Origin of the sequence: Pseudomonas sp. nanlin1, assembly GCF_045571515.1 — a bacterium.
Taxonomy (GTDB): Bacteria; Pseudomonadota; Gammaproteobacteria; order Pseudomonadales; family Pseudomonadaceae; genus Aquipseudomonas.
Genome location: NZ_CP124218.1, coordinates 2,992,091 through 3,004,326, shown reverse-complemented (window position 1 = coordinate 3,004,326; position 12,236 = coordinate 2,992,091). Strand labels below are relative to the sequence as shown.

11 protein-coding genes are annotated in these 12,236 nt (G+C 63.3%); 3 read left to right on the top strand and 8 right to left on the bottom strand.

Going from position 1 to position 12,236, the window contains the following annotated elements:
• Position 1: 1 nt before the first annotated feature.
• The 5 genes from QCL65_RS13965 to atzF are packed head-to-tail and all read right to left on the bottom strand — an operon-like array spanning position 2 to position 6,009.
• Positions 2-1,018: a formamidase gene (locus QCL65_RS13965; RefSeq protein WP_407309553.1), complete on the bottom strand. Its 1,017-nt coding sequence runs from the start codon at positions 1,016-1,018 to the stop codon at positions 2-4.
• Between the two features lie 30 nt (positions 1,019-1,048).
• Positions 1,049-1,969 (bottom strand): ABC transporter permease, encoded by a 921-nt coding sequence (locus QCL65_RS13960; protein WP_407309551.1) that lies wholly within the window; start codon positions 1,967-1,969, stop codon positions 1,049-1,051.
• Positions 1,962-3,068 (bottom strand): ABC transporter permease, encoded by a 1,107-nt coding sequence (locus QCL65_RS13955; protein ID WP_407309549.1) that lies wholly within the window; start codon positions 3,066-3,068, stop codon positions 1,962-1,964. Before QCL65_RS13955 ends, QCL65_RS13960 begins: the two co-directional genes overlap by 8 nt.
• A gap of 9 nt (positions 3,069-3,077) precedes the next feature.
• Positions 3,078-4,187 (bottom strand): BMP family ABC transporter substrate-binding protein, encoded by a 1,110-nt coding sequence (locus QCL65_RS13950; protein ID WP_407309547.1) that lies wholly within the window; start codon positions 4,185-4,187, stop codon positions 3,078-3,080.
• 16 nt (positions 4,188-4,203) lie between these two features.
• Positions 4,204-6,009 (bottom strand): allophanate hydrolase, encoded by a 1,806-nt coding sequence (gene atzF / locus QCL65_RS13945; protein ID WP_407309545.1) that lies wholly within the window; start codon positions 6,007-6,009, stop codon positions 4,204-4,206.
• A gap of 281 nt (positions 6,010-6,290) precedes the next feature.
• Here atzF and glsB point away from each other — a divergent pair, with 281 nt between their 5' ends.
• Entirely contained in the window at positions 6,291-7,199 is a 909-nt protein-coding gene (gene glsB / locus QCL65_RS13940) for a glutaminase B (RefSeq protein WP_407309543.1), read from the top strand.
• A gap of 8 nt (positions 7,200-7,207) precedes the next feature.
• Here glsB and QCL65_RS13935 read toward each other — a convergent pair whose 3' ends face one another.
• A complete protein-coding gene (locus QCL65_RS13935; RefSeq protein WP_407309541.1) occupies positions 7,208-8,110 on the bottom strand; it encodes a LysR substrate-binding domain-containing protein in 903 nt (300 codons plus the stop codon).
• A gap of 109 nt (positions 8,111-8,219) precedes the next feature.
• Between QCL65_RS13935 and QCL65_RS13930 the strand changes: the two genes are divergently transcribed.
• Positions 8,220-9,410 (top strand): MFS transporter, encoded by a 1,191-nt coding sequence (locus QCL65_RS13930; RefSeq protein WP_407309539.1) that lies wholly within the window; start codon positions 8,220-8,222, stop codon positions 9,408-9,410.
• A gap of 25 nt (positions 9,411-9,435) precedes the next feature.
• On the opposite strand, the gene QCL65_RS13925 is transcribed toward QCL65_RS13930, so the two are convergent.
• Positions 9,436-10,563: a metallophosphoesterase gene (locus tag QCL65_RS13925; protein ID WP_407309537.1), complete on the bottom strand. Its 1,128-nt coding sequence runs from the start codon at positions 10,561-10,563 to the stop codon at positions 9,436-9,438.
• A 200-nt stretch (positions 10,564-10,763) separates the two neighbouring features.
• Here QCL65_RS13925 and QCL65_RS13920 point away from each other — a divergent pair, with 200 nt between their 5' ends.
• Positions 10,764-11,804: a zinc-dependent alcohol dehydrogenase family protein gene (locus QCL65_RS13920; RefSeq protein WP_407309535.1), complete on the top strand. Its 1,041-nt coding sequence runs from the start codon at positions 10,764-10,766 to the stop codon at positions 11,802-11,804.
• Between the two features lie 6 nt (positions 11,805-11,810).
• Here QCL65_RS13920 and QCL65_RS13915 read toward each other — a convergent pair whose 3' ends face one another.
• The gene (locus QCL65_RS13915) at positions 11,811-12,233 is read right to left on the bottom strand and encodes a thiol-disulfide oxidoreductase DCC family protein (protein WP_407309533.1); all 423 of its coding nucleotides are present in this window, start codon (positions 12,231-12,233) and stop codon (positions 11,811-11,813) included.
• Between the last annotated feature and the right edge of the window lie 3 nt (positions 12,234-12,236).

The following is a 12,236-nucleotide window of genomic DNA, read 5'->3' as shown; positions in this document are numbered from 1 at the left end:
GTCATTCCTCGCGGGGGGCTGGGGTAGGGGCGTAGACCCGCTCTGGGGTGGCAAAGCCGCAGGCACTACCGTCGGTGTGCTTGACCTCAGCCTCCCACGGCAGGCGGTAGGTGCCGGCCGCCAGGTCGTGCATATAGGTGTAGGGGCAGTCCTGGGCGCCACCTTTGACCGCCACGTAACCGCGGTGGCCGAATTGGTAAATATTGTTCTCCACGCCCCAGTTGATCCGCGCTTCGCGGACCAAATCCGGGCGCAGTTCGCAGCACACGATTTCATCGGCGCGGCCACCGCCTTCGGCCATGGGGGTACCGTCGAAGTCGACGAACATAGCTTCTCCCATGGAATCGAAGGTGCCGTCCGAGCCGCTCATGCAGACGCTGGCGGTCTGCATTAAGTTGCAGAATGCGTTGGCCTGGTTGGTGATCTTCCACGAGTGGCGGATCGGCGCGGTATAACCGGCCGTGCGCAGCATGATCTCAGCGCCTTTGTAGGCACACTCCCTGGCCATCTCCGGGAACATGCCATCGTGGCAGATGATCAACGCCAGTTTGCAACCCCGCGGCCCTTCGCAGACGGGAATGCCCAGGTCGCCCGGCTCCCAGGGCTCGACCGGTACCCAGGGGTGCAACTTGCGATAGTAAAGGCGCACCTCGCCTAGGTCATCGATGATCAAGCCGCTGTTGAACGGATTACCGTGGGGGTTGGCCTCCATGATCGAAAAACAGCCCCAGATGCTGTGCTCGCGGCAGGCTTGGCGCAGGGCCGCGACTTCGGGGCCATCCATATCGCACATGATGTCCGCAGCGGTGCTCATGGACAGCCCGTGCAGGGAGTATTCCGGAAAGACGATCAGGTCCATCGCCGGGTTGCTGCGCCGCGCTTTGGCGACCATCGCCACCACCTTTTGCGTTTGCGCCCACAGCGCCTCGCGGGTATGGGGGTCCGGCAGCGCGAGTTGCGCCAGGCCGATCACCACACCGTGCGGGGATTTGTTCAAACCTCCAAGACCACTGGCCATGGCATTGCCTCCTTGAATCGATAAATAAAGTCAGCGGGTCAGGCTCAGTTCGCCCGGTGCACCGCCCACGCTTTGCCCCGGGCGGCAGGTGATGCACATCACCAGTAAGGTCAGGGCGTAGGGCGCAGCGGCGAACAGGTAGTAACCACTGCTGATGCCCACAGCTTGCAGCGCCGGGCCAATCGCCCCGGCCGCGCCAAACAGTAATGAGGCCCACAGGCATGCCATAGGCCGCCAGCGGGCGAAAATCACCAGGGCCACGGCCATCAGGCCCTGGCCACTAGACAAGCCTTCATTCCAGCTCCCGGGGTAGTACAGCGACAAGTAAGCGCCGCCGATCCCGGCCAGCGCTCCGCCGACCGCGGTGGCCACAATGCGCACGCGCAGCGGCCGGTAGCCTAAGGCCTGAGCGGTTTGCGCGTGGTCGCCGGTCAGGCGCAGCATCAGGCCCCAGCGGGTAGCCCGCAGGGCCCAATGCAACAGCAGCGCCAAACCCACACCGGCAAAGAACAGCACATTGATATTCAGCGCCGAACGGACCCGCTCGGCATCGCTCCATTGCCCTAAGGCCAGGGACGGCAGCATCGGTGCCTGAGGTTGGATGAACGCTTTGCCAAGGAAAAACGCCAGGCCCGTGCCCAATAGAATCAGCGCGATGCCAAAGGCGATGTCGTTGACCCGAGGCAACGAGCACGCCAGGCCGTGCGCCAGCCCCAGCAGCAAACCAACGCCCGCCGCCGCGAGCACGCCGAGCCAGGCGGAGCCGCTGAGGCAGGCCACGGCATACCCGGACATGGCCCCGGCCACCAGAATTCCTTCCAGGCCCAGGTTGATTCGGCCGCTTTTTTCCGTCAGGCACTCGCCGAGGCTGACAAACAGAAAAGGTGTGCCCACCCGAATGGAGCCCGCCAGCAAGGCCAGCAGAAAGGTAGCGAGGTCGAACTCAGCCATGTTGCAGCTCCTCAGTGCGCACCGTTACGGTTGTCTGCAGGCGTAACCGCCAGGCGGCGATGCGCCCACCCAAGGCTTCCCACAACAACAGATTGGTGAACAGCAGGCCTTCTAGAATCAGCGTCGTCGCATCCGGCAAGCCTAAGCGCCGTTGCAGTAACCCGCCGCTGGCCTCCAGGCCGCCGAGCAAAATGGCGCAGAAGATAATCGCCAGTGGGTGATGGCGCGCCGCAAAGGCCACCAAGATGCCGCTGGTGCCATAACCGGCGATCAGCGCCGCGTTAGCGCTGCCTTGTACGGCACTGACTTCGAACATCCCGGCCAGGCCCGCAGCGGCACCGCCCAGCAGGCAGCTAAGCAGCACCAGGCGGTTGACCGGCAAACCGAGCATGCGGGCGGCGCGGACATTGCCGCCCACCACACCCAGGGCAAAGCCTTTGACGCTGTGGCGCACCAGAATATAAGCGAGCAAGCACGCCAACACGCCCACCAGCAGGCCCCAATGCACCTCGAAACCGTCGCTGATGGTGCCTATCAAGTAGGCTTCGTCCAGCGGCGCTGTGGAGGGTTTATTCAGGCTCGCGGGGTCGCGCAACGGGCCCTCGACCAATTGGCGAAACAGCGCGATACCCAGGTACGACAGCAACAGGCTGCTGATGGTCTCGTTCACCCCACGGGCTTGGCGCATCCAAGCGCTGAGGCCGATCCACAGGGCACCTACCAGCATCGCCGCAACCGCCATGGCGGTCAGCATCAGTAGCGCCGGCAGCCCGGGTAAGCAGAGCGGGGTGACCGCCGCCGCGAGGCCGCCGAGTACCAGTGCCCCTTCGCCGCCGATCACGATCAGCCCGGCACGGGCCGGCAACGCCACGCAGAGCGCCGTGAGCATCAGCGGCGCCGCCCGTTGCAGGGTGTTCTCCAGGGCAAACCAGGAACCGAACGCGCCTTCGCCGACCAGTTGCAGGGCCTGCCAGGCCGGCTTGCCCTGGGCCAGTAGAAACAGCATGAACAGCAGGCACGAGGTGATTACCGCCAACAGCGTTGGCAGGCCCGGCAGTGCTGCGCGCGCCAGGCGCACAACAGGAATGGGCAAGCTCATAGGGTGTCCTCACATCTGGCCACGGACGCCCTCGACCAGGTAATTCATGCTTTCCAGCGCAATGTCGGTCTGGGTGTGGCTCACGCCGTCGGCAATCACCAGGTTGCCTTTGTTGTCTTTGAGTGGGCCTTTGAAGATGACGAAAGCCCCGGTCATCATCTGCGCCTTGATGGCGTCCGCCTGCTGCTTGGCTGCCGAGCTGACCGCAGGGCCATAGGCCGACGTCTTGACGTAGCCTTCTTTGAGTCCGCCGCGCAGAAAGTTGTTCATGGGCGCGCCGCTTTGCGCCGCTGCCACGTGGGCGCGGTAAGGTGTCTCCCAATTCCACTCAGCCCCGGTCAGGTAGCCCTTGGGCGCCAGGGCCGCTTGGCTGGCGTGGTAGCCGCAGGTCATGGCGCCGCGCTTCTCGGCGGTTTCGACCAGGACTTTCGGCCCGTCGACGTGGCAGGTCAGCACATCGCAGCCTTGGTCGATCAGGCTATTGGCGGCCTCGGCTTCCTTGACTGGCAGCGACCAATCACCGGTAAAAATCACCGTGGTGACGATGCTCGGGTCCACCGAGCGTGCGCCCATGGCGAACGCGTTGATGTTACGCACCACTTGCGGCACCGGTTTGGCAGCGACAAAACCGAGTTTTTTCGACTTGCTCATATGGCCCGCCACCACGCCATTGAGGTATTGCGCCTCGTCAATGTAGCCAAAGAAACTGCCGACATTGAGAGGGTCGCGGCCTTGCTGCCAGAGCCCGCCACAGTGGGCGAAACGCACGTCGGGGTATTTTTTCGCCACTTTCAGTACATGGGGGTCGAAGTAGCCAAACGAGGTGGGGAAAATCAGCGTGGCGCCGTCCTGGCGGATCATCGCTTCCATGGTTTTCTGCACGGCCACGGTTTCCGCGACGTTTTCCTCCTCGATCACTTTGACGTTGGGCAGGCTTTTGATTACGGCTGCAGCCTGGGCGTGGGCCTGATTGTAGCCAAAGTCGTCGCGGGCGCCGACGTAGATAAAACCCACCACCAGCGGGGCATCCGCAGCGTAGGCACGGCTGAAGGGCAGGGCGGCGCTGACGCCGATGATCCCTGCCAATTTGATAAACGTACGGCGGTCGAAGTCAGACATTCGGCAATCCCCTTGATCAATGGGTGGTGACAGTGGTCAGCGACGCGCGATAGGCGCGCCAGCCTTTGAAATCAGTGATATCCGTGGCGCCATCGAGGCCACCGGGTTCGCAAATAAAGCCTTTGACCCAACGACCGTTGGCCAGCTCCAGCGAGCCAATGCCCAAGGGCGCCGGAATCTGCGCCACGAAGGCGCCGAACAGGCGGGTCGGCAGGGCCCAGACTTCCACCTCGATGGCTGTACCCTGCTCAGCGACCCGCACCAGGCCCGGTTTGGCCGGTTGCGTATGGGCCAAGGCATACAGGCGGTAGTGCGCCGCGGTGTGGGTGCAACTGATACGCCGCGCACCGGCTTGCAGCAGCTGCCCATTCAACGGCTGGCCGCTCAGGTGGGCGCCGACGACGGCCACCTCGATAACAGGCTCATTGAAAGGCAGTGGCGCCATGGCGATGGCTTCCGCCTGGTCGGGCGCGCCGAACAGCGGTTGCCAGGTCGCCGCGAGGTAAGCCAACTGGTGATCCGTGCCGGCGGCGCCAATCAGGGTGATGCCCGCCGGTAGACCGTCGTCGCGCGCGACCCCAGGCAGGGCAAAGGCGGCCATGTTCATCAGGTTGACGAAGTTGGTGTAATAACCCAGCTGCGCATTGAGGCGCAGGGGGTCGGCAAGCACTGCCTCGATGGTCGGATGGCAAGGCGCGGTGGGCACCGCCAGCACATCAACGTCGGCCAACAGTTGCTCGGCTTCGCGGGTCAGCTCGGCAAGCCGATAGCCGGCCTTGAAGGTGTCCACCGCGCTGAAACGCTCGGCGCCCTGCAGAATGCCGCGCACCACCGGGTGAATCGCATCCGGCCAAGTGTCGTAAAAAACTTCGACGGCTGCCCTTCGCTCGGCCACCCACGGGCCTTCATAAAGCAAGCCGGCGGCCTCGACAAAGCTGGCGAAGGCGATGGGCACGATCTCCACCCCTGGGGCGCGCTGCAGGCATTCCAAAGTATTGGCCCAGGCGGCGGCCGCAGCGTGGTCGCCGTAGAATTCGCAGTGGGCGGGCACCGCCACCCGCTGCGCCCCCGGCTTAAGCCCGCAAGCCAGTACGGGGCGAGACGCCGGGTCTTGCCGGTCGTAGTGGGCCGCCACTTGAGCCACCTGCCAGGCGCTGAGGGCGTCCTTGGCAAAAATCGACAGGCAATCCAACGTGCGGCAAGCCGGCACCACACCACGGCCGCTGAACAAGCCGACACTGGGTTTTAACCCGACGATACCGTTGAAGCCTGCCGGAACGCGCCCGGAGCCGGCGGTATCGGTGCCCAAGGCAAACGCCACATAGCCGCGCGCCACCGCCACCGCCGAGCCGGAGCTGGAACCGCCACTGACATAGGCGGGGTCATGGGCGTTGCGCACCGCACCGTAGGGCGAGCGCACCCCGACCAAGCCGGTGGCGAACTGGTCCAGATTGGTCTTGCCCAGCAGTACCGCGCCGGCATCCAGCAGGCGCTGGACCACATGGGCGTTAGCGCTGGCGATGTAGGCGAACTCGGCACAGGCGGCGGTGGTCGGCAGGCCCTGCACGTCAATGTTGTCTTTGACCGCGAAGGGCACGCCGAATAACGGCAACTGCGCCTCCCAGCCCGGACCCAAGGCCGTGGCCTGGGCCTGCAATTGCTCGGCCCGTTCGAGTAGGGCGGCCAACGGCTGACGGTGCAGCCAGACTTCGCCACGACCGTCGCGATCAATGAAGTCCACCAGGTCGGTCAGAAGTTGCGCCAGGGTGATGTGCCCAGAGCGCAGGTTGGCGTGCAAGGTCGTGATGTCGAGTACGGGCATGGTCGGGTTCATTCATGTATACAAGATTGAATATGCCAAGCACGAGCTGTGCCAATGCCGACGATTGGGCCGGTCTGGCGTTGCTGGCCCATCGGATCAGCAGGGCGGGGCGATAGGGCAGGCAATGGCCTGAGGAGCAGGCGCGTCGATGTACCAGTGCAATGCACCAAGGTGGACCCAAACCAGCGCGCACGCACAAAAACCAATCACGCCTCGGGGGACTGTGCTTCCATGGCTGCGTCGGTCGTCTAGGCCCTTAACCCCTAACGAGCGAGCTGAGCATGCAAGCGCTGCTGGTCGAAATCCTTGAAGAAGTGCGGCCCCTGATTGGCCAAGGCAAAGTCGCCGATTACATCCCGGCGTTGGCCGGGGTGCCGGCCCAGCAATTGGGCATCGCGGTTTATGGCAACGATGGGCAGGTGTTCTGCGCCGGCGATGCGCACACGGCGTTTTCGATCCAGAGCATTTCCAAGGTGTTCAGCCTGGTGCAGGCGATCAATCATTCGGGCGAAAGCATCTGGCAGCGGCTAGGCCATGAACCCTCGGGGCAGCCCTTCAATTCGCTGGTGCAGCTGGAGTTCGAACGCGGGCGCCCACGCAACCCGTTTATCAATGCCGGCGCGCTGGTGATTTGCGACATCAACCAGTCGCGCTTCGCCGCGCCGGCGTTGTCGATGCGGGACTTCGCGCGGCGTTTGTCCGGCAACCCCCAAGTGATGGTCGACAGCGTGGTGGCCGATTCGGAATACCAGCACCGTGCCCGCAATGCGGCCATGGCTTACCTGATGCAATCATTCGACAACTTCCACAACGAGGTGGAGTCGGTACTGCGCAGCTACTTTAGCCACTGCGCCCTGCGCATGGATTGCGTCGACCTGGCCCGGGCGTTTTGTTTTCTGGCCAACGAAGGCCTGTGCAAACACAGTGGCGAACAAGTGCTCAGCGCGCGCCAGACCCAGCAGGTCAATTCGATCATGGCCACCAGTGGGCTGTATGACGAGGCGGGTAACTTTGCCTATCGGGTCGGGCTGCCGGGTAAAAGCGGGGTGGGTGGGGGCATCGTGGCGGTGGTGCCGGGCCAATTCACCGTATGCGTCTGGTCGCCAGAACTCAACGAGGCGGGCAACTCCCTGGCGGGCATGGCAGCCCTGGAGCTGCTCAGCCAGCGGATTGGTTGGTCGGTGTTTTAGCGCCCAGCTCAGTCCACCGTCAGCTGCGCGGCCAGGTGCTCGATCAGCACCTTGAGCTTAGGCAAAGGCGCCCGCCGCGTCGGCCACACCAGGTGTAGCGGCAAACCGTCGATGGCCAAGTGCGGCAGGATAGGCACCAATTCACCACTTTCCAACTGCTGCCTGATCAACCAGGTGGACAATTGCGCGACTCCATACCCCGCGGCGACCGCAGCCGCTTGCGCCTCGGCGTTGCCGACCACCAGTCTCGGCGGCGTAGCCCAGGCCGCCGGCTGGGGCGCGGCGAACAGCCAGGGGCTGACGCCGCCGTCGGCCTTGCCATATTGAATACGCGCATGCTGCTGTAAATCCTCGCCGGTGGCGGGCGTACCGTGGCGTAACAGATAGTCGGGCGATGCACAGAAAATCAGCTGCTCGACCCCCAAGTAGCGGTGCGCCAGGCCAGCGCCGCCCGGCGCCGGGCCGCCGATACGGACCGCCAAATCAATGCCCTCGTCGAGGATATCGACGAAGCGGTCAGTAAACGACAAGTGCGGCAGCATCTTTGGGTAACGCGCGCTCAGTTGCAGAATCAATGGCAGCACCCGCAGGCGCCCGAACGAGGCGGGGAGGTCGAGCCGCAGCGTTCCAGCTGGCTCGATATGCTGGGCGGCCAGGGTCGTTTCGGCACTTTCCAGGTCGTCCAGTACCCGCGTGCAGACTGCCAGGTAGGCCTCGCCAGCCTCGCTCAAGGCCAATTGACGGGTGCTGCGCTCGAACAGCCGCGCCCCGAGGCGGCCTTCCAGGCGTGCAACGCTTTTGCCGACGGCCGAATTACTGAGGTTGAGCCGCTCGGCGGCGGCGGTAAAACTGCCCGCCTGGGCGACAGCAACGAAGGTGGCAATGCCCTTAAGACGGTCGGACGCATTCATCGACTCGCACCTTTATGGAAAATAATTCCATAGTCTACGGAAAAACCACCCGAGATAAGCACTCAATTCTCGAATAGGCTAGCGGCACATTTTCCCAAGGGGCCGCTCCATGTCTGTTTCAACTAGCGCTACCGCTGCGCCCGCCGACCAAACAGGGGCCGGATGGTCCGTGACCATTTTGGCCTTGGCGGCGTTTGTCATCGTCACCACCGAGTTCCTCATCATTGGCCTGTTACCGGCCATGGCGCGGGACCTGGGCATCAGTATTTCCACCGCTGGGCTACTGGTCACCCTGTTCGCATTCACCGTAATGCTGTGCGGCCCGCCTTTGACCGCCATGCTTTCGCACCTGGACCGCAAGCGCACCTTCATCGCCATCCTGATGATCTTCGCCTTTGCCAACGCCTTGGCGGCGCTGTCCACCAACCTGTATGTGTTGGCCCTGGCACGGCTGATCCCGGCCTTGGCGTTACCGGTGTTCTGGGGCACCGCCAGCGAAACCGCGAGCCGACTGGCCGGGCCCGAGCGCGGCGGTAAAGCCGTGGCTCAGGTGTACCTGGGCATCAGCGCGGCCATGTTGTTCGGCATTCCGCTGGGCACCCTGTTTGCCGATGCTTTTAACTGGCGCGCGGCGTTCTGGGCGCTGAGCGGCCTGTCGGTGGTAATGGCGGTGTTGCTGTGGCAAGCCATGCCGCATTTGGCGCCCACGGCGAAAGTACGTTTGGGTGAACAGGCAAAAATCCTTAAAGATCCGCGTTTTCTCGCCAACCTGTTGCTGTCGATCCTGCTGTTTACCGCCATGTTCACCGGCTACACCTACCTGGCCGACACCCTGGAGCGCATTGCTGGCGTGGCCCCTGCGTACGTTGGCTGGTGGTTGATGGGGTTCGGCGCCGTGGGTTTGATCGGTAACCAACTGGGCGGCCGCTTCGCTGATCGCAGCCCACTGGGCTCGACCATCGCATTTGCCCTGCTGTTGGGCGTTGGGCTGTTGGCTGTGGTGCCTGCGTCCGGCCACCTGGCGTTGCTGGCTAGCGTGCTGGTGATCTGGGGCATTGCCCACACCGCATTGTTTCCGCTGTGCCAGATCCGCGTGATGAACACCGCGCCGACGGCTCAGGCGCTGGCCGGGACGCTGAATGTGTCCGCCGCCAACGCTGGCATCGGCCTGGGTTCGACCCTGGGTGCGATCATCATCGAGCAAGCCGGCCTGGCGTCGTTGGGCTATGCCGCCGGTGCAGTGGCCGGGTTAGCGTTGCTGTTGGCGCTGGTGATGGGTCGGGTACCGAGCTTGCGCTAAGGCTGGCTCAACGAGGGCGCGCCACTCAACTGCCTGGCGACTGGCGCCGTAAGGTGATTCTGGTCAGCTCCGCCGGTTTGCCCAGGCGCAGGGCAAAGCCCGGCCACAGCGCAGTGCCATTGTTGACGTACAACTGCATGGCGCCAACGTTATATAGGCCCGAGACATAGCCCTCGTTGGCCATGGCGATAAACCGATCCAAGCCGAGGATCATGCCCCCATGGGTGTGCCCGGAAAGCTGTAGCGCGACCCCTTGTTGCGCCGCAGTGGCGGCGTTTCGCGGCTGGTGGTCCAGCAGAATGATCGGCACGCCCTGGGGGGCGCCGGCCAACGCCTGTTTCACGTCTGGGGCCGGGAAGCCGGTTCTGGGCGCCGTCACGTCCGTCACGCCGGCCAGTACGATGTGCGCGCCGCCCCGTTCGATCAGGGTATGGCTGTTGGCCAAAGGGATCATGCCAAGGGAGCGGAAGTGTTGCATCCAGGCTTGGTTGTCGAAGAAATACTCGTGGTTGCCCGGGATGACATAGACCCCGTCCGGGGCACGCAACTGGCTCAGGGGTGCGATATCTTGCGCTCGATCGACCACTGAGCCGTCTATCAAATCACCGGTCACCACGATCAGGTTGACCCCCAGCGCGTTCGACGCCTTAACCACCGCCTCGGTCCACGGTTCGTTGAATAGCCGACTGATGTGCAGGTCGGTCAGTTGCAGCACTTTATAACCGTCGAATTGAGGGGGGAGGTCGGCAATCTTGAATTCGACATCTTTTACCGCAGGCACCCCCACGGCTTGATGCACGCCGACTGCTGCCAGCATCAGTGCCAGGCTGCCAAACCCGTAGCGCAAGCGGGCAGGTATTGCCAGCCAGCGCCGTCGAACCAGCATGGCGAGTAAGGTGCCTAGATCGACGATCACCTGGAACACGGCGATCAATAGAATGGCACCGAACCCCCAGTTGAAAAGCATGACCACGGCACGGGGAAACTCCGGCGAAAACACACTGCCGGACGACAACCGGGCGTACAGGTGATATTGCGAGGCGCACACCAGCAACAGCCCCACCGCCAGCCTGGTCGATAACGCCCAAGGCATCGGCCAAATAAAACGGACGATGACGTACAGGCAAGGCAGGCTGAACATAAGGTGAAACATTGATTTAAATTCTCGTTAAATGAAGGTGTGGTATAGCCGGCACGCCAGCTATACCACACCCGGTAGGAGGGGGCCGGGCGGCGCTCCGCTTGCCCCCGATCTCTTGATCTACCATGCACTGGCTGAAGATCAAAAGATCGGGGGCAAGCCCCCTCCTACGGGGTAAGATTCGACGGAATATCTCATGTGGCGAGGATTTTATGAAGGCTGTTATCTACGAGGCATTCCGCGCACCGCCGACTTTGCAAAGGGTCGCCGATCCTACCCCGGAAACCCACGGTGTGGTGCTCAAAGTCATGGCCACTGGCGTTTGCCGCAGCGATTGGCACGGCTGGGTCGGCCATGACAGCGATATCGAATTACCCCATGTGCCCGGCCATGAGCTGGCCGGTGTTGTCGAAGCCGTGGGTAAAGATGTCACCCGCTGGAAGGCCGGTGATCGTGTCACGGTGCCGTTCGTAGGCGGCTGTGGTGCCTGCCCACAATGCAGCGCCGGGCAGCATCAGGTGTGCGACCGGCAGTTTCAGCCAGGTTTCACCCACTGGGGGTCATTTGCCGAGTACGTCTCCATCCACCAGGCCGATATCAACCTGGTACGGCTGCCCGCAGCGGTGAATTTCGCCACCGCCGCGAGCCTGGGCTGCCGCTTTGTGACTTCCTTTCGCGCCGTGGTGGACCAAGGCAAAGTCAGCGCCGGGCAGTGGGTAGCGGTACACGGCTGTGGTGGGGTTGGCCTGTCGGCGGTGATGATTGCCAACGCCCTGGGCGCCAACGTGGTGGCCATCGACATCTGCGATAAAACCCTGGCTCTGGCTCGCTCGTTGGGCGCAGTGGCGACGGTGCAAGCCGCCAATGTCGCGAACGTGAGCGAAGCGGTCATGGAGATCACCGGCGGCGGTGCCCATGTTTCCCTGGACGCCCTGGGTCACCCTACAACATGCTTCAACTCCATCAGCAACCTGCGCAAGCGCGGTAAACATATTCAGGTCGGGCTCATGCTGGGCGAGCACACGGCGCCCAGGGTGCCGATGAGTATGGTGATCGCCAAAGAACTTGAGATTCTGGGCAGTCACGGCATGCAGGCGCACCGCTACGACGCCATGTTCGCCATGATGCAGTCAGGCAAGTTGGCACCGGAAAAACTGATAGGCCGAACGATTAGCCTTGAGCAGTCCATTGAAGCGCTGATGAACATGGATAAATTCGGCTCGCCCGGGGTCACGGTGGTCACCGAATTCTGACGGCCGTCAGGCGTTATCCAGAAAACGCCCAGGGTGATCCGCGGTGGGCAGGCGCGAGGCGTCGTAGCGGCCGAATAAGCGATAGCGGTTCAGCGCTATTTTGTCGTACAGCCAGTCCCGCCATGGCCCGGGCACGACACGCGCCAGGGCCAGCCAGCGCCACGGCGCGCCCAGCCGGGCGAACACGTTGAACATCGCTGCGCTGCGCACAGACACGTCACCGTCGGCGATCAACACCAGGGTATCGAACCGATCCTGGGGCAGGCCTGCCCACCCCAGCAGAGCCTGACCCTCGGCCGACTGGACGGTGGCCAGCTGAATGCGCCGGGCCTGGTCATGGCGAATGATAAAGCGCGCCCAGCCGTTGCAGAGTTTGCAGGTGCCGTCGAACAACACGACCACTTGATGGGCTGCGAGGGGTGGGGTCATGGG

Excerpts from the sequence above, each read along its gene's own strand:
- QCL65_RS13965 (WP_407309553.1), bottom strand. The coding sequence starts at position 1,018 with ATGGCCAGTGGTCTTGGAGGTTTGAACAAATCCCCGCACGGTGTGGTG.
- QCL65_RS13960 (WP_407309551.1), bottom strand. The coding sequence starts at position 1,969 with ATGGCTGAGTTCGACCTCGCTACCTTTCTGCTGGCCTTGCTGGCGGGC.
- QCL65_RS13955 (WP_407309549.1), bottom strand. The coding sequence starts at position 3,068 with ATGAGCTTGCCCATTCCTGTTGTGCGCCTGGCGCGCGCAGCACTGCCG.
- QCL65_RS13950 (WP_407309547.1), bottom strand. The coding sequence starts at position 4,187 with ATGTCTGACTTCGACCGCCGTACGTTTATCAAATTGGCAGGGATCATC.
- atzF (WP_407309545.1), bottom strand. The coding sequence starts at position 6,009 with ATGCCCGTACTCGACATCACGACCTTGCACGCCAACCTGCGCTCTGGG.
- glsB (WP_407309543.1), top strand. The coding sequence starts at position 6,291 with ATGCAAGCGCTGCTGGTCGAAATCCTTGAAGAAGTGCGGCCCCTGATT.
- QCL65_RS13935 (WP_407309541.1), bottom strand. The coding sequence starts at position 8,110 with ATGAATGCGTCCGACCGTCTTAAGGGCATTGCCACCTTCGTTGCTGTC.
- QCL65_RS13930 (WP_407309539.1), top strand. The coding sequence starts at position 8,220 with ATGTCTGTTTCAACTAGCGCTACCGCTGCGCCCGCCGACCAAACAGGG.
- QCL65_RS13925 (WP_407309537.1), bottom strand. The coding sequence starts at position 10,563 with ATGTTTCACCTTATGTTCAGCCTGCCTTGCCTGTACGTCATCGTCCGT.
- QCL65_RS13920 (WP_407309535.1), top strand. The coding sequence starts at position 10,764 with ATGAAGGCTGTTATCTACGAGGCATTCCGCGCACCGCCGACTTTGCAA.
- QCL65_RS13915 (WP_407309533.1), bottom strand. The coding sequence starts at position 12,233 with ATGACCCCACCCCTCGCAGCCCATCAAGTGGTCGTGTTGTTCGACGGC.